Genomic DNA, 16,957 nt, shown 5'->3' with positions numbered 1-16,957 from the left:
CAAACGATATATGTCGTTTGATAAAGCTTCAAAGTTATTATTAGTTCTCAGAAGTTACATTAGCAGTTTCTTCTATTTTAGACTCTGTGGTTTTTTTGTGGTTTCTTGTATTCTGAAGATTGTTTTTCATCATGTCAGATTGTTCTGCAAACTCTAATCTAGAGACATTTATGTAGTCTTCTAAATTGTGTATGTTCTTTGCAAGTTTGCGAAGGGATGCTCTATCACTTTTAATGAATAGCTCACTCTGATTAGTTGCTTCTTCATGGCTAAACCCTAGTTTTTCTAACATTACACCTCCAACATAAACTGCGGAGAAGAAAGTTTCTCTATAGACTTCTGTCAATCCATCTTGAAGATATTCGTAAGCATTTTTACGGTTTTTAGCACGTACGATTACTTCTACATTAGGGAAGTGCTTGCGAAGCACAGCTACTAATTGTTGATTCAGTTCTGGGGGATCCATAGCGGCTATTACGTAATCGGCATCTTCTACGCCTATTGATTTTAAGATATTGATAGAAGTAGCATCTCCATAATAGACATTAAAACCAAGTTTACGCAGGTGATCTACTCGTTCTGCATCATTATCAAGAACGAGAGTAGGTACATCATTGGCTTGTAAAAGTCGTCCAATAGTATTACCAAAATCTCCGAAACCTGCAATTACAATTTTTTTATGAGCTGTAATATGCGATAGGTCATCAAATTCTTGTTTCTCTTTTGTAGAAGGGCTTAGTCCTAGGTATGGAGCTATCCATTTCTCGTTTAATAACAATAGTATTGGTGTCACAACCATAGACAAAGCTGTCGTCGCAAGTAGATAGTCATACCACTGCTGATTTATCAAGTTAATAGTCTTTCCTAAGGCTAAGATTACAAATGCAAATTCACCTACTTGAGAAAGTAAAATCGCAAATAAGAAATTCTGATCTTTAGGGAATTTTTTCCATTTTCCAATAGCTAGTAAAACTATAGCTTTTATCCCCATAGACCCTAGTAACAAGCTCAGAATGACTAATGGTTCATCTTTGATAACTTTAAAGTTAATAGTAGAACCTACAGCAATAAAGAATATTCCTAATAATAAAGCTTTAAAAGGTTCAATATCACTTTCTAGTTGATGTTTATAAGGATTGTTAGCAAGTACTACACCTGCGATGAACGCTCCTAACGCTGGAGATAGACCTACTGTTCTCATTAGTAGTGATACTCCAATTACTAATAATAATGCTGAGGCGGTATAAATCTCTCTAATCTGTAGTCGTCCTACAGACTTGAACAGAGGATTGACAATGTAGTTACCAACAACAAAGATCATTGAGATAGCCCCTAAGATAGCAAGGGTCTTCATAAAGACAGGAGCACCATTTAACCAGCTATCAGCTTCTGTTGTTATTGGTGTGTTCGTAGATACTGCTAATAATGGAATAATCGCCATCATTGGGATTACCATTATATCCTGAAATAAAAGTACAGCAAAGCTTGATTTACCCGCATTAGATTGGTTTAATCCGCGTTCTGAAATGGTTTGAAGTATAATAGCAGTAGAAGACATTGTTATGACAAACCCTATGGTTAGAGATGTACCTATGGTCATATCTAGCCCTAGATGAGCAATAGTCGCTATAATAGCTGTAGTACCAACAGCCTGTGCTGTACCAAGTCCGATAATCTCATTTTTAATTTTCCAGAATTCTTTTGGATCCAGTTCTAGTCCTACTAAGAACAGCATCATGACAACACCAAATTCTGTAGCGTGCATAATATCTGCACCATCAGTCCCTACAAACTTTAATACAAAAGGTCCTATCAGAACACCTGCAAATAGATAGCCTAATACAGATCCCATACCTAATTTCTTTGAAATCAGGACACATACAACGGCAGCAAAGAGAAAGATAAATGCCTGTGCCAAAAAATCATTCATTTTATATAGCTCTTTTTTTTAGTTAGTTAATAATGATGTGAAAATCACTATTTTTTTCATAGTCTCTACAAAATTATAAAAAGCGATTAGCATTATTAAGAATAAGTTAAAAAAAAAGTAGTTTATTTTTGCATTAGCAATGTTTGCCCTTTTTGGTATAACTTAGTTTCGTAATTAGTTGATTTAATGAATCGTAAGATAATACATGTCGATATGGATGCTTTCTATGCATCAGTAGAACAATTAGACTTTCCTGAATTAAGAGGTAAGGCCTTGGCTGTTGGTGGAAGTGAAGAGAGAGGGGTTATTGCGGCAGCTAGTTATGAAGCAAGGAAGTTCGGAGTTCGGAGTGCCATGAGCGGAGTGATGGCTAAAAAGAATTGTCCTCATCTCATTTTTGTCAAGCCAAGGTTTGAGCGTTATAAAGAAATCTCTAGAATAATTAGATTAGTATTCTATGAATATACTGATCTAGTAGAACCATTAGCATTAGATGAAGCATTCTTAGATGTAACGGAGAATAAGATAGGTTGTCCGAGTGCAACCTTGATTGCGCATGAGATTAGAATGAAGATATTTGAAAGAACTGGACTTACTGCGTCTGCTGGTATCTCTGTTAATAAATTTCTTGCCAAAATAGCAAGTGACTATAATAAACCCAATGGACAAAAGACAATTGAACCTCATGAGATAGTTGAATTTTTAGAGCGTTTAGAGATAAAGAAGTTCTTCGGTATCGGAAAAAAGACGGCAGATAGGATGTACCATTTGGGTATTTTTATGGGGTTAGACCTAAAGAGTAAGACAGAAGAGTTTTTGACAGAGCACTTCGGTAAGTCAGGTAAGATCTACTATGATGTCGTAAGAGGGATAAGTCATTCTCCAGTACAACCAAATCGAACGATGAAGTCTGTTGGAACTGAACGTACATTTGATGAAAACTTGTCCTCTGAAGTTTATATAGAGTCAAGACTAGAGTCTTTAGTTGAGGAACTTAGTTTAAGGCTAAAAAAACAAAATCTCGCAGGAAAAACAGTTACATTAAAGATTAAGTATTCAGATTTTGTTCAACAAACTCGTAGTATAACGGTTTCTTATTTTGTGTCAGATTACGATATTATCTTTGATTTAGCTAAGGCTTTGCTTTATCAAGAGCGATTAAAGGATTCTGTTCGTTTAATAGGCGTATCGCTGTCCAATTTAAATACGGATGAAAAGAAGAGACCTATTGCTGTTCAGTTAAGTTTTGATTTCTAAATTTGTAATACAACATTAATAACAATACACAATGATAAGACCCGATTATTTAAAAAAAGGAGATAAAGTAGCTATCGTATGTACAGCACGTAAGTTTAGTAAAGATGAAGCTGAATTAGCTATCGCATTAATGAGTTCATGGGGATTAGAAGTTGTGTTGGGGGATACTATCGGTTTAGATAATTATCAATTAGGAGGAACGGATAAGCAACGTGCTGATGACTTTACTAAGCAACTGAGGGATCCTGAGATTAAAGCGATATGGTGCGCTAGAGGAGGATATGGAACGGTACGCATTATTGACGAGATTGATTTTACGGGATTTAGAGATAATCCGAAGTGGGTTATAGGCTTTAGTGATGTGACTGTCTTACATAGCCACGTTCATAATCTTGGTGTAGAGACGATACATGGTATAATGGCATTTAGTGTAGCGAAGTCATTAGTTGACTCTAGAGATTCGCTGTATAGAGCATTGTTTGGACAACAGATTTCTTATATGATTAAATCTGATATAAGTAATAAGATTGGACATGGTCAAGGTGAGTTAGTTGGAGGAAATTTATCTATTCTATATAGTCTCTTAGGATCGGTATCTTCGATGGACACAGAAGGGAAGGTATTGTTTATAGAAGATCTCGATGAGTATCTCTATCATTTAGACCGCATGCTCCATAATCTTAAACGCAATGGATTGTTGAGTGGTTTGAGTGGTTTGGTTGTTGGTGGAATGACCGATATGCATGATAACGCTATTCCCTTTGGTTACGATGCAAAGCAAATCATCCTTTCAATTACAGCAGAATATGATTATCCTATCGTTTTTGATTTCCCTGCTGGACATGGTGAAGAAAACCTAGCACTAAATCTTGGTAGAGAGGTTAAATTAGATGTCTCGTTAGAACATACGCAATTAACATTCATATAGTATGGCTATAAATCAAGATGTAGGTAAAGAGGGAGAGGAAGCAGCTGTTCAATTTTTAATTGATCTAGGCTATGTGATTCTTCATCGCAATTATAAAGGAGGTAAAGCAGAAATTGATATCATTGCTTTGTTTAATAACCTTTTGGTTATTGTGGAGGTGAAGACTAGAAGCTCTGTGGATTTCATTCTCCCACAAGATGCCGTCAATGCAAGAAAAAGAATGTAATTGATCAAAGCAACTAATTATTATGTAGAAGAATTTGACCGTACAGAGGAGGTTAGATTTGATATTATTGCTATTCATAAAAAAGGGAATACGTTTGATGTGAATCATATTGAGGATGCTTTTTACTTCTTTTAAACAGACTCTTAATGTAATAGATTGAGGATTTAAGTAATTAGGAAAGGAGTGTAGTAAAAACATTGGGTTTTATTACATATATTTGTAGAACATTGAAATTCAGCGTTCAATAGTTTTTTTTAGACCAATCTTCGAGGTCAATTTTAAAATAATTACATTTTGCACTAATCAAGGAGAGGAATAGGCATTTTTATGCAGTCTTGGTTTAGGTGAGTCCATAATGAGTCCATAGTGACTCCATTAGAACAGCCTTTTTAATGGAGTCACTATGCACACAAGATGCTATCAATATCCAATCAGATGAATGGAGTTAGTAACATCTCTAAAAGAGGCGATTAATAAGGTGAGTTTTTATTGAGATAAGTGAGGATGTATAATCCTTAAGTGGACTATTATTCTTGATTTCTAATTAAATAGAAATGAATATTGAACTGTAGATATACGAATTTAAATTAAACGTATGTGAAAGGGATATACTAAAAAGAGTTCTATTTTGTAACAGTTTTAAATAGGTAGGCTTCTAAATTTTGTTCTTTTATCTCTTTATTAAAAGTTATTTTTAAGAAATTAGAAGTTGACTTATTTTGTCGTATTCGTGATTTCTCCTTGTTTTATCAAGGCTTGAGTAGGATTAGTTTAGGATTTAAGGGGTGTTTTTCTATTTTATTTAATAACTATTTAAAAAAAGTCTTAATAAGACTTGGTTGTTATTTAGAATCAATATACATTTGCACAAGTTAAATGAGTCTAAATAATATAACTAAGTATGAAATTAATAAATACTCTTTTATTTACTATTGGTGGGGTAATAGTAAGTATTGCTCAGACTTCTACGATTAAAGGTCGTATTGTTGACGAAGCGAATAAACCTGTCCCTTTTGCAACAGTATATGTTGGTGAAGGTAATGTAGTAACTCAAGCTGGAGAAAATGGGGAGTTTAAATTAGTTCAAGTTCCTAAAGGAAAGGCGATAGTAAAAGTTTCTTCTGTAGGATATGTTGATTCTCAACGTGAGTTAAATGTAGCTAAAAGTGATGAAGTATTGAATTTTGTGATGTCTTCGGATAGCCAACTTAGCAATATTACAGTATATGGAAGAAGTAATAAAAATGTAAAAAAGTTACAGAATTTAACTAGACTTCCATTGGGATTACAAGACCAGGTTCAATCTATAAGTATTGTGTCAGAACATATTATTAAAGAACAAGGAGCATTAACTATTACTGAGGCTGCACGTAACGTAGCAGGTGTAGTACAATTCTCAAACTATGGTGGACCTGCAGAAAGTATGTCTATTCGCGGTTTTAGAGGTACTCCTGTATTGCGTAATGGTGTAGGAATGGATTCTGACTTTAGAACCGCTTCAGCTATGGCAGACATGCAAGGTGTTGAAAGTGTAGAAGTTATTAAAGGGTCTGCTGCTGTATTACAAGGTATTGGTAATGGATTAGGAGCTGCAGGAGGTGTTATTAACTTAGTTACTAAAACTCCAAACTTCCAAAATAAAAGAGAAGTTAGTTTCCGTACAGGAAGTTATGGACAAATCAGACCAACTTTTGATTTTGAACAGGTTTTAGATAAAAAAGAGACTGTGTCATTCCGTTTAAATGCTGCTTACGAAAGAAATGATGGTTGGAGAACGCATACAGGAAATGATCACTTCTATATTAACCCATCGTTAACTTGGAAGATTGATAGTAAAACGAAGTTGACTGTAGAGATGGATTACCTAAACGGAGATTATACTCCAGATAAAGGAACAGTTAATTTAGCTCCTGATTATGTGGAAGCTGTCTATAAAATGCCTCATAATAAATTCTTAGGATTTAAAGGTGACAATCAGAGTATTACAATGCAGAATTATGTTGCTCGTTTTGAAAGACAACTTACTGATAAGTTGACGCTGAGAACTTCTTATACAGCATCTATTTATAATGAAGATAATCGTACTACAAGTGTTGGTACAGTAAAACGTAAAACGGATATTACTGACTGGAATGATTTTCAAAATATAAGACGTACGGTCTCTAAAGGAGAAACAGGAGATTATAATTCTGTATTTCAAGCTGATTTAGTAGGTAAGGATATCTTCACAGGAGTACTGAAACATACTTTTCAAATAGGATTTGATTATCGACAAACTAAAACAATTGCAGGAAGTACAACAGGGCAAGTTTGGGGAACAGATAAAAATGGTAAACCTGCTTTAGTGAATTACACTAATGATGTAAATGTTTTAGGTCCAATTGATAATACATTACCTGATAATGTAGTGTTTGGAGATATTAATACAACAAGAACAATGAGCCCTACAATTGGATTTATGGTACAAGATTATGTTGCTATTGGCGATAAATTAAGTGCTATGTTAGGAGTTCGTTATAGTAGATTAAATGGTAGTACTACTGAAAATGCTACTGTGGAACGTTGGAACCCAATATTCGGATTAATCTATAAACCTGTTGAAAATGTTAGTGCGTTTGCATCATATACAACAACATCAAGTTTAAGACAATCTAATAAACTTATTCACGGAGGCGGTACAGCAGGTGCTTCTGATACTAAGCAAATTGAGTTTGGTTTCAAATCAAATTGGCTTAATGATCGTTTAGGATTTAATTTTAGTTACTTCTTTATTAACCAAGATAATCTATTAGCTCCTTATATTGATCCTATTACTAATGAGCAGTCTAAAACCGAGAGTATCTTAGTAGGAAGCTTGAAACGTAATGGGTTTGAGATTGAAGTTAATGGGAAAATTACGAATAACTTAGAAGTAATGTTAGGATATGCCAATCTAGATGCTAGATATAAAAATAGTCCAAATTACGAAGATGGTTCTGCTCCAATGAATGCACCTAAAAATGTAGCTAATGGATGGGTTAACTACAAGTTCGACCAAGGTTCTTTAAATGGATTATCATTAGGGTTAGGGGTTTATTATGTTGGGAAACGCCCAGTTAATGAGTTTACAATGACTCCTGACGGACACGGATCTAATGTAAATAAGCGTCCATTCGATATGCCAAGTTATACTACAGTGAATGGACAAATATCATACACATATAAGAATGCTACATTAGGAGTTTATATGAACAATATGTTCAATGAGTTAGGTTACACTTCTTACTACAGAGGTGGATACATTAATGAGATTGCTCCAAGAAACTTTGCAGCACAATTAACATATAGATTTTAGTTAATAATATTTGATTTAGTAAGACACGACTTCGCTCTTTTGAGTGGGGTCGTGTTTTTGTAATTATAACCCTTTTTATGAAATCACCGAAGAAATACAGTTTTCGCCAATTAATGAACGACCTACATTTATGGTTAGGTATAGGTAGTTCTATTATCCTTTTTGTCGTATGCCTTACAGGTACGATATATACATTTAAGAGTGAAATACAGTCTATGATAGCTCCTGATATGTATAAATTAACTGTAGTGAAAGAAGAGTTTTTGCCTATTGATGAATTAAGAGAATATGTGGAGACTACATATCAGGGTAAAGTACAGAGAGTAAGTATTTCAAACAGTCAGGACAAACCTTATCAATTCTCTGTAGGGTTTAAGGATAAAGAAAAAAAGAATGAAACTGTTTATCTAAATCCATATACTAAAGAGGTAGTGGGAAGTGGTAAAGGACCAGGTGATGAGTTTTTTATGACTGTATTCAAATTACATAGATGGTTATTATTAGAAAGTGAAATTGGTCGTCCTATCGTAGGAGGTGCAACTATCATTTTTGTGTTCTTATCTATTTCGGGCTTGATTCTTTGGTTTCCAAAGAAGATGAAAGGGTGGAAGAGTATTAAACCAGGCTTTAAAATAAAATATAAAGCGAACTGGAAGCGTATCAATCACGATTTACATAATACACTTGGATTTTATACTTTACTGATTGTTGTGATTATGGCGTTGACAGGATTGTGTTGGTCTTTTGAGTGGTATAAAGATGGATTAAGCAAGGTATTGGGAACTAAAGTTTTTGGAGGTCGAAATGAAGTGAAACCTGAGTCAGCTTTTGCAGATAATAAAACGATTACCTTATCTGAGGCTATCAATATAGCTAATAAAGAATTGCCTTTTACAAGTAGAACTATTTCTGTTTCTATTCCTAAAGATTCTATAGGAAGTTATGAGATTAATAAAAATGACTTGGCTCGTTTTAATGAAAGTGCTACTGACAGAGTGTTTATTGATCAATATAGTGGAGCTGTACTAAAGAAAGAAGTGTTTGCAGATAAATCAGTTGGAGAGAAGATATCAGCCTCTATTAAACCTTTACACCTTGGAGATATCTATGGTAAGTTCTCTAAAACTATTTATTTCATAGTCTGTTTAATAGCAACTACTTTACCTGTCACAGGAATCTTCATTTGGCTGAATAAGATGAAGAAAGATAAGAAAAAGAAAGTATAACATTTCTTTATAATTGATATGTTTTTATGTTTAATAAAAAATGTAACTTTGCTATATAACATAATTTAGATAAGATATGTACCCAGAAGAAATAGTAAAACCAATGCGTCAAGAATTAGTTGAGGCAGGATTTGAATCATTACATACAGGAGAAGAAGTAGAAGCGGCTTTACAAAAAGCAGGTACTACACTAGTAGTTGTGAACTCAGTATGTGGATGTGCAGCTCGTAATGCACGCCCAGCAGCAGTTATGAGTTTACAAGGAGATAAGAAACCAAGTAACATCATCACTGTATTTGCAGGAGTAGATAAGGATGCTGTAGACGTAGCACGTAAACACATGTTCCCGTTCCCTCCATCATCACCAGCTATGGCGTTATTCAAAGATGGTGAGTTAGTTCACATGTTAGAAAGACATCACATCGAAGGGGCTACTGCAGATGCAATAGCAGAAAACCTAAAAGATGCTTATACAGAATTCTGTTAAAAATATAAAACCACCTAATAGGTGGTTTTTTTTATCCCAGATTCCACGATAGACATATAAACGAAAAGAAACTATACGAAATAGGTTTGAATTAGTTCTTAAAGCATACTGTAGTATGGTTTAAGAACTAATGTAAGAGATATGAAGTAGAATTGCTTTGTAGTATTTGGCTAATGCGGAATCTGGGTTTATGCTTTAGATTATGCGAAAAATGTATTAATGACTGTTAATAGTTTGTTTAAGATTTAGATTAGTTGATACTTCCACCTATAGTATAGTATATGAACTAGTTAAAGGTATCATATCGTTACTGTTGATTATAGATTAAAACGATCGATAAGACTATTAATTTGCTGTATATGTTTATTGTAGTATTTGCGTTTAAGTGTATATTTGCGTTAAACTATTTGATTAATGCAGAAAATTATATCCTATCCTATATCTTTACTATTTGTGATTGTTATGCTAATAGTATTATTGGTATTCCAAGCTTTGCAATGGATAGCTTTAAACTTGTTTGGTTATAAGGCTCATAATGTTACAGTAGAAGGACTTGTTTGGTGGCTAATGGCATGTACAGGAATCTTAGGAACGACGTATAAATTTCGAAAGGAAGAGGAACTCCCTGCTGATCGACCTATTATATTTGTATCTAATCACCAGAGTATGTTTGATATTCCAATGATTATTTGGTTTTTTAGGAAAAATCACCCAAAGTTTGTGAGTAAGAAAGAGTTGGGGAAAGGCTTTCCTAGTGTTTCTTATAATCTTAATCATGGGGGGTCTGTATTAATAGATCGAAAGGATGCTAAGCAGGCACTAAGTGCTATTAAAGGGTTAGGTCAATATATAACTAAGTACAATCGCTCTGCGGTAATCTTTCCAGAAGGGACACGTAGTCGAGACGGACATCCTAAGAGGTTCTCTGAAAATGGCGTAAAAATGCTTTGTAAGTTTGCACCAGATGCTTTAGTTGTACCTTTGACGATAAATAACTCTTGGAAATTATTCCGTTTCGGGAAGTTTCCTTTTGGTTTAGGAGCACGTATAAGTTTGTATGCGCATAAATCATTTGCAGTTAAAGACCATACATTTGAAGAAATTATGCAGATGTGTGAGAGTCAAATAAAATCGAGAATAGAATAAAATCGAGAATAGAATAAAATTCTAAATATAAACTAGCCTTTAGCATTAATAAATCAAACTAAACCATTGAGAGAATAATGTAGAAGGCATAAATACAACAATATGTCTATAAAGAATGTTCGCCTAGAAGTAATGCAATTCCTAGAGAAGAATATCGATAGTTTCGTAGATAGCTATTTGATACCTGTAGAGAAGATATGGCAACCATCAGACTTATTACCAGACTCAGAAGGAGTAAACTTCATCGAAGAGGTAAAAGAGCTTAGAGAATATGCCAAAGAATTACCATACGATTTTTGGGTTGTCTTAGTAGGTGATACGATCACTGAAGAGGCGCTTCCTACTTACGAATCATGGTTAATGGATGTAGAAGGTGTAAACCAAAAAGATGGAGAAGGTGGTAATGGATGGGCTAAATGGCTACGTCACTGGACTGGTGAAGAGAATCGTCATGGAGACCTTCTTAATAAATACTTATACCTATCAGGAAGAGTAGATATGAAAGAGATAGAGATTACTACACATCACTTAATTAACGATGGTTTTGATCCAGGTACAGATAGAGATCCTTATAAAAACTTTGTGTTTACAAGCTTTCAGGAGTTAGCAACGTATGTATCACATAACCGTGTAGCGAAGTTAGCGAAGCAGTATGGTGACCATAAGTTATCTAAGATCTGTAGATTAATCGCAGGAGATGAGATGAGACATCATCATGCTTATAGTGAGTTTGTGGATCGTATTTTTAAAGTTGATCCTAGCGAAATGATGTTGGCTTTCGTTGATATGATGAAAAGAAAAATCACTATGCCAGCCAATCTAATTCGCGAATCTGGAGGTAAAATGGGTGATGCGTTTGAGTTGTTTTCTGATTCAGCACAGCGTATTGGCGTGTATACTGCACACGATTATATCGAGATTATGCAGAAGCTTATCGACCGTTGGCAAGTGGATCAATTAAATAACCTTACTGATGAAGCTGAGAAAGCAAGAGATTATTTAATGAAATTACCTGCACGTATGGCTAGAGTAGCTGACCGTATGACTATCGGTAAAGAAGAGCACGTTTTTAAATGGGTAAAACCAGCCCTTATTAAATAATAACCAAGTACAATACAATAGTTATGGACAAGCGTATAGATCAAGTCATCCTTTATGTAAAGAAAGAATTACAGCAAGCTGAGAGCGGTCACGACTGGTTCCACATTGAACGAGTTTATAAAAACGCATTGAATATAGTAGAGGGTGAAGGTGAAGTCAACTTAGTCGTTGTCAAACTTATCGCACTACTACACGATATAGCAGATAGTAAATTCCACGGTGGAGACGAGACAGTAGGGCCTACTAAAGCAAGGGCATTACTAGAAGAGTTGTCTTACGATCAACAGACTATTGAACATGTTGTAAAAGGGATTGAGAATATTTCTTTTAAAGGAGGTAACTTTAATCAGGTGTTTCGCTCTAAGGAGTTAGATATAGTACAAGACGCTGATAGATTAGATGCTATTGGTGCTATAGGTATCGCTAGAACATTTAACTACGGGGGGTATAAGAATACATTGATGTATGATCCTAAGATAGAACCTAAGATAGGGATGTCTAAAGAAGAGTATAAGAACAATGTAGGAACAACGATTAATCACTTTTATGAGAAACTACTTCGATTAAAAGATTTAATGAATACAGAAACAGGAAGACAATTAGCAGAAGGACGCCATAAGTTTATGGAATCTTTCTTAAGCCAGTTCTACGATGAGTGTGAGGGTAATGCCTAATAAAGTCTTAGTTAGATATAAAAAAGCCAGTCGGAAGACTGGCTTTTTTGTTATGCATAATATACTTTTTGGATATATTTATCTGTTTAAGCACTGTTTTTTTGTTTAAAAATTATGTGAAGTGTAATTTATTGTTAACTTTAGTTAAAATTAGTAAACTACTTATGATATGCGTTTAGATTACGAACCTGATGTAAGACCGCTAAAGTCTGTAAGGAACTACCTTATTATTCTTTTTAATGTTATTACGTTATTACTTCTTATCAACTACTTACCATACGAACCACAGGTTAACAAAGGATTAGCCCTTTTAGTATTTGTAGCAGTATTATGGTTGACAGAGGCTATACATGTAACTACGACAGCTGTGTTTGTGCCAGTACTTGCTATAGGATTAGGACTTTCTGACACTAAAGCAGCTTTGTCATCATTTGCTGACCCTACTATTTTCTTATTCTTGGGAGGATTTGTATTAGCAGGAGCGTTACATGTGCAGAAGTTAGATACCATTATCGCTAATAAGATTATGTATTTAGCAAAAGGGAGGTTACTCTATGCTGTATTTTATCTGTTCTTAGTAACTGCTTTATTATCCATGTGGATTAGCAACACTGCTACAGTAGCGATGATGCTGCCATTAGTAGTAGGAGTCTTGGGACAGTTAGATAGAGAAAAACATCGTAATACATATGTATTCGTTTTATTAGGGATAGCATATAGTGCAAGTATAGGAGGTATGGGAACTGTAGTAGGTAGTCCGCCGAATGCTATCGTAGCTTCACAACTTAATATATCCTTTTCGGAGTGGATGAAGATGGGTATCCCTATCGTATTGTTGTTATTGCCGATTATGATTGCTGTTATTTACTTTGTATTTAAACCGAAGCTAGACTTTACCTTTAAACATACCTCTGAAAACATTCCAATGAATTTTGATAGATGGTTAACCTTAGGTATATTCCTGTTTACTGCGATCTGTTGGATCTTCAGTAATGACTTAAACCCGATTGTAGCTAATTGGGTTGGTTTCGAAGGTAAGTTCTCTAGTTTTGATACGTTCATCTCTCTATTGGCTTTTATATTGATCTGTGTGAGTCAAGTGTCAAGGTGGAAAGAATTGCAGCATAATGTAGACTGGGGCGTGCTACTTCTTTTTGGAGGAGGGTTGACACTTAGTATGGTGCTTAAAGACTCAGGTGCAAGTAAAGTGATGGCAGATGTATTGGTTTCTTTTATTAAGAATAGTCACTATTTTACTATTGGATTAGTAGTCTCATTCTTCATTGTATTCTTGACTGAGTTTACATCTAATACAGCTAGTGCGGCGTTATTAGTGCCTATTTTTATCTCTATTTCAGAAGAGTTAGGATTGCCTCCGTTAGGACTGTCGATGATTATTGGGTTAGGAGCATCATGTGCATTTATGTTACCTGTAGCGACACCACCTAATGCCATCGTATTCGGTACAGGAGATATCCGTCAGAAAGATATGATGAAGGCAGGTTTTGTATTGAATATTATCTGTGCGATATTACTGTCTATTATTGCTTATTTCTTTTGGTTAAAGTAACATTATAAGTATTCGTAAAATATAAAGGGCTGTATCATGTTTTGATACAGCCCTTATTTCATTATATCTGTAGATAAGTGATTATAAATTATTCATCACTATCTACTAATACGGTTTCTCATCACGTCCTTCATAGAAGTTGATAAACGCTCTGTTTACTACTCGGTTACCACCAACAGTAGGATATTCACCAGTGAAGTACCAGTCCCCTAAGTTATGAGGACATGCAGTATGTAGGTTCTCTACAGACTGAAATACAATCTTAACTTCAGATTTGATATTCACATCTTTTACCATCTGAGCTATCTTGTCAGAGATCTCTTTATCTGTAAATGGAGCATATATTTCTGTAACGAAGTTTATTACTTCGCTATCGTGTAAATTTTCTTGTGCTTTAGATTTCGTATATACCTCTTCTACGATATGATATAGGTTGCGTTCTTTCAGTAGTTCTATAGCTGCCTGGAAAGCGATAAGACCTTCTAGTTTAGCCATATCGATACCATAACAGTCTGGATATCTCACCTGAGGAGCAGCAGAAACAACTACGATACTCTTAGGATTAAGTCTATCTAACATACGGATAATACTCTTTTTAAGTGTAGTACCACGTACGATACTATCATCTATAATAACTAGATTATCCGTTGGTTTTATCACTCCATAAGTCACATCATATACGTGAGCGACTAAGTCATCACGACTACTGTCATCAGTGATAAAAGTTCTCAACTTAGCGTCTTTTACAGCTATCTTCTCTGTTCTTAATTTCACAGATAAAATCTCTTGTAGTTTAGCCTCAGTTAAGTTTTCTTTATTCTTTAGGATATCACTGATTTTTCTTTGGTTAAGGAAGTCTTGTGCTCCCTCTACCATACCATAGAATGATGTCTCAGAAGTGTTTGGGATATATGAGAACACAGAGTTATCTGTATCGTCATTAATTGATTTAAGTACTTCGGGAAAGATTAGTTTACCTAGATCTTTACGCTCTTGATAGATTTCAGCATCATTTCCTCTAGAGAAATAAACCCTCTCGAAAGAACAAGCCTTTAATGGAAGTGGGTCTAAAATCTGTTCAAAGTGTACTGAAGCATCTTTGCGAATGATAAGCGCTTGTCCAGGAACGATTTCTTTAATCTCATCAAAAGGAACATTAAATGCAGTCTGTATTACTGGGCGCTCACTAGCTACTACTACTATCTCGTCATTCTCAAAGTAGAATGCAGGACGTATACCAGCAGGATCACGTAATACGAATGTATCACCATGTCCTATCATACCAGCCATAGCGAATCCACCATCCCAGTTTTTAGAAGCACGACGTAGAATACGTGCTACATCTAGACGCTCTCCGATAAGTGGAGACGCATTCTTTTTAGTATATCCTTCTTGTTTTATTTTATAGTATAAGTCATTTACTTCATCATCTAAGAAGTGACCTATCTTTTCCATTACTGTGATTGTATCAGACATCTCTTTAGGATGTTGTCCTAACTCTACTAGATCTTGAAACAAATCTCTAACATTAGTAAGGTTAAAGTTACCAGCTACGATTAAGTTTCTGTGCATCCAGTTATTTTGACGCAAGAAAGGGTGAACGCTTTCGATATTGTTTTTACCGAAAGTACCATATCTTACGTGTCCTAAGAACACCTCTCCTATATAAGGAATGTGTTTCTTTTGTAAATCTACGTTATTGTGATATTCAGGATGAGCTTCCATCTCCTCATTGATACGTTCATTGATTTGTTGGAATATATCTTGTATAGGTTGTGCTTTATTAGAGCGAACGCGACTGATATAACGCTCACCAGCATCCATATCTAGTTTGATACTTGCTAGTCCAGCTCCATCTTGTCCTCTGTTGTGCTGTTTTTCTAGTAGTAAGTACATCTTCTGTATAGGGTAGAAGGCACTACCATACTTTTCTTTGTAGAAAGATAGCGGTTTTTTTAATCTTAAAACTGCTATACCACATTCGTGTTTTAAAGCGTCGCTCATGTTTAGTTGTGTGTTGTTGTTGAATAAAAAAAGCCCCATGACGAGGCTTATAATTTTACATTATTGTTTTAATTCGATATCGAATTGAGTTAACATCTTAAATTGTTGTAGTCTTTTCACCACATCACTATCATTTAAATTTTCCATCCTACATGTTCCGAATTCTTCTACACAGAATGAGGCAAGATTGGATCCATATATAATAGCGTTTTTCATGTTTCTAAACGAAACATTGCTACTCTGTGTTAAATATCCTGTAAAACCACCTGCAAATGTATCTCCAGCCCCAGTAGGGTCGAATACTTCTTTTAATGGTAATGCAGGAGCAAAGAATACATCTTTATCAGCGAAAAGTAAAGCACCATGCTCACCTTTCTTAATCACTACATATTTTGGTCCCATCGTATGAATAACTTCAGCCGCCTTTACTAGTGAATATTCACCAGATAGTTGACGTGCTTCCTCATCGTTGATAGTGATCGCATCTACTCTTTTTAATACTTCTTTCAGTTCCTCAAGAGCACAGTTCATCCAAAAGTTCATAGTATCTAATACGACAAGTTTTGGTTGAGTAGTTAATTGATCTAAGACACCTATTTGAATATTTGGATGTAAGTTACCTAACATCACTACATCTGCGTCTTTAAAGTCTGTAGGAACTACAGGGTTAAAGTCTGCTAATACATTAAGCTGTGTGTCTAATGTATCTCTAGAATTTAGATCATTGTGGTATCTACCGCTCCAGAAGAAGGTTTTTCCTCCTTGTACAACTTCGATTCCTGAGGTATCTATGTTTTTACTATTTAAAAGATCCAAGTGTTCTTGTGGAAAATCATCTCCTACCACAGACACTATAGCTGATTTAATTTTGAAGTGTGAGGCAGACAATCCGATGTACGTTGCCGCACCACCTAAGATCTTGTCTGTCTTTCCGAATGGAGTTTCTATCGCATCAAAGGCCACCGTCCCCACTATCAGTAATTTATTCATATTTTTTGCAAAGAAATAAGCTACAAATATATGGCAATACTCTTTTTACTACCAAATTAAATAAGCACAATTAACTATTTTACT

The 16,957-nt window shown here is 34.9% G+C and carries 12 protein-coding genes and 1 pseudogene; 10 read left to right on the top strand and 3 right to left on the bottom strand.

What is annotated here, in order from left to right; all coding sequences use genetic code 11:
• Positions 1-40: 40 nt before the first annotated feature.
• Entirely contained in the window at positions 41-1,930 is a 1,890-nt protein-coding gene (locus LNQ81_RS04800) for a monovalent cation:proton antiporter-2 (CPA2) family protein (RefSeq protein ID WP_229945033.1), read from the bottom strand.
• Positions 1,931-2,116: 186 nt separating this feature from the next.
• Between LNQ81_RS04800 and dinB the strand changes: the two genes are divergently transcribed.
• The 10 genes and pseudogenes from dinB to LNQ81_RS04750 all read left to right on the top strand — a co-directional run bounded on the left by dinB (position 2,117) and on the right by LNQ81_RS04750 (position 13,879).
• Positions 2,117-3,187 (top strand): DNA polymerase IV, encoded by a 1,071-nt coding sequence (gene dinB / locus LNQ81_RS04795; RefSeq protein ID WP_229945032.1) that lies wholly within the window; start codon positions 2,117-2,119, stop codon positions 3,185-3,187.
• A 31-nt stretch (positions 3,188-3,218) separates the two neighbouring features.
• Positions 3,219-4,115 (top strand): S66 peptidase family protein, encoded by an 897-nt coding sequence (locus tag LNQ81_RS04790; protein ID WP_229945031.1) that lies wholly within the window; start codon positions 3,219-3,221, stop codon positions 4,113-4,115.
• A gap of 1 nt (position 4,116) precedes the next feature.
• Positions 4,117-4,476 (top strand): annotated as a pseudogene (locus LNQ81_RS04785) (YraN family protein).
• 766 nt (positions 4,477-5,242) lie between these two features.
• Positions 5,243-7,675 carry a TonB-dependent receptor gene (locus LNQ81_RS04780; protein WP_229945030.1) on the top strand — a complete coding sequence of 811 codons (2,433 nt, stop codon included), beginning with the start codon at positions 5,243-5,245 and terminating at the stop codon, positions 7,673-7,675.
• 77 nt (positions 7,676-7,752) lie between these two features.
• Positions 7,753-8,901 (top strand): PepSY-associated TM helix domain-containing protein, encoded by a 1,149-nt coding sequence (locus LNQ81_RS04775; protein ID WP_229945029.1) that lies wholly within the window; start codon positions 7,753-7,755, stop codon positions 8,899-8,901.
• A 76-nt stretch (positions 8,902-8,977) separates the two neighbouring features.
• Positions 8,978-9,388 (top strand): BrxA/BrxB family bacilliredoxin, encoded by a 411-nt coding sequence (locus LNQ81_RS04770; RefSeq protein WP_121964259.1) that lies wholly within the window; start codon positions 8,978-8,980, stop codon positions 9,386-9,388.
• Between the two features lie 414 nt (positions 9,389-9,802).
• Positions 9,803-10,534, top strand: coding sequence for a lysophospholipid acyltransferase family protein (locus LNQ81_RS04765; RefSeq protein WP_229945028.1), 732 nt, complete (start codon positions 9,803-9,805; stop codon positions 10,532-10,534).
• Positions 10,535-10,636: 102 nt separating this feature from the next.
• On the top strand, positions 10,637-11,635 hold the full coding sequence (locus LNQ81_RS04760; RefSeq protein ID WP_229945027.1) for an acyl-ACP desaturase: 999 nt from the start codon (positions 10,637-10,639) through the stop codon (positions 11,633-11,635).
• 23 nt (positions 11,636-11,658) lie between these two features.
• A complete protein-coding gene (locus tag LNQ81_RS04755) occupies positions 11,659-12,309 on the top strand; it encodes an HD domain-containing protein (protein WP_229945026.1) in 651 nt (216 codons plus the stop codon).
• Positions 12,310-12,478: 169 nt separating this feature from the next.
• Entirely contained in the window at positions 12,479-13,879 is a 1,401-nt protein-coding gene (locus LNQ81_RS04750; RefSeq protein ID WP_229945025.1) for an SLC13 family permease, read from the top strand.
• Positions 13,880-13,984: 105 nt separating this feature from the next.
• Here LNQ81_RS04750 and LNQ81_RS04745 read toward each other — a convergent pair whose 3' ends face one another.
• Positions 13,985-15,883, bottom strand: a complete 1,899-nt coding sequence (locus LNQ81_RS04745; protein ID WP_229945024.1) for an amidophosphoribosyltransferase — start codon at positions 15,881-15,883, stop codon at positions 13,985-13,987.
• 60 nt (positions 15,884-15,943) lie between these two features.
• A complete protein-coding gene (locus LNQ81_RS04740) occupies positions 15,944-16,873 on the bottom strand; it encodes a PfkB family carbohydrate kinase (protein ID WP_229945023.1) in 930 nt (309 codons plus the stop codon).
• Positions 16,874-16,957: the final 84 nt, after the last annotated feature.

This window comes from Myroides oncorhynchi, assembly GCF_020905415.1.
GTDB lineage: Bacteria > Bacteroidota > Bacteroidia > Flavobacteriales > Flavobacteriaceae > Flavobacterium > Flavobacterium oncorhynchi_A.
The sequence above is the reverse complement of the archived record's forward strand: the minus strand, read 5'-3'. Positions and strand labels throughout refer to the sequence as shown.

Coding starts and splice junctions, on each gene's coding strand:
- LNQ81_RS04800 (WP_229945033.1), bottom strand. CDS start 1,930: ATGAATGATTTTTTGGCACAGGCATTTATCTTTCTCTTTGCTGCCGTT.
- dinB (WP_229945032.1), top strand. CDS start 2,117: ATGAATCGTAAGATAATACATGTCGATATGGATGCTTTCTATGCATCA.
- LNQ81_RS04790 (WP_229945031.1), top strand. CDS start 3,219: ATGATAAGACCCGATTATTTAAAAAAAGGAGATAAAGTAGCTATCGTA.
- LNQ81_RS04780 (WP_229945030.1), top strand. CDS start 5,243: ATGAAATTAATAAATACTCTTTTATTTACTATTGGTGGGGTAATAGTA.
- LNQ81_RS04775 (WP_229945029.1), top strand. CDS start 7,753: ATGAAATCACCGAAGAAATACAGTTTTCGCCAATTAATGAACGACCTA.
- LNQ81_RS04770 (WP_121964259.1), top strand. CDS start 8,978: ATGTACCCAGAAGAAATAGTAAAACCAATGCGTCAAGAATTAGTTGAG.
- LNQ81_RS04765 (WP_229945028.1), top strand. CDS start 9,803: ATGCAGAAAATTATATCCTATCCTATATCTTTACTATTTGTGATTGTT.
- LNQ81_RS04760 (WP_229945027.1), top strand. CDS start 10,637: ATGTCTATAAAGAATGTTCGCCTAGAAGTAATGCAATTCCTAGAGAAG.
- LNQ81_RS04755 (WP_229945026.1), top strand. CDS start 11,659: ATGGACAAGCGTATAGATCAAGTCATCCTTTATGTAAAGAAAGAATTA.
- LNQ81_RS04750 (WP_229945025.1), top strand. CDS start 12,479: ATGCGTTTAGATTACGAACCTGATGTAAGACCGCTAAAGTCTGTAAGG.
- LNQ81_RS04745 (WP_229945024.1), bottom strand. CDS start 15,883: ATGAGCGACGCTTTAAAACACGAATGTGGTATAGCAGTTTTAAGATTA.
- LNQ81_RS04740 (WP_229945023.1), bottom strand. CDS start 16,873: ATGAATAAATTACTGATAGTGGGGACGGTGGCCTTTGATGCGATAGAA.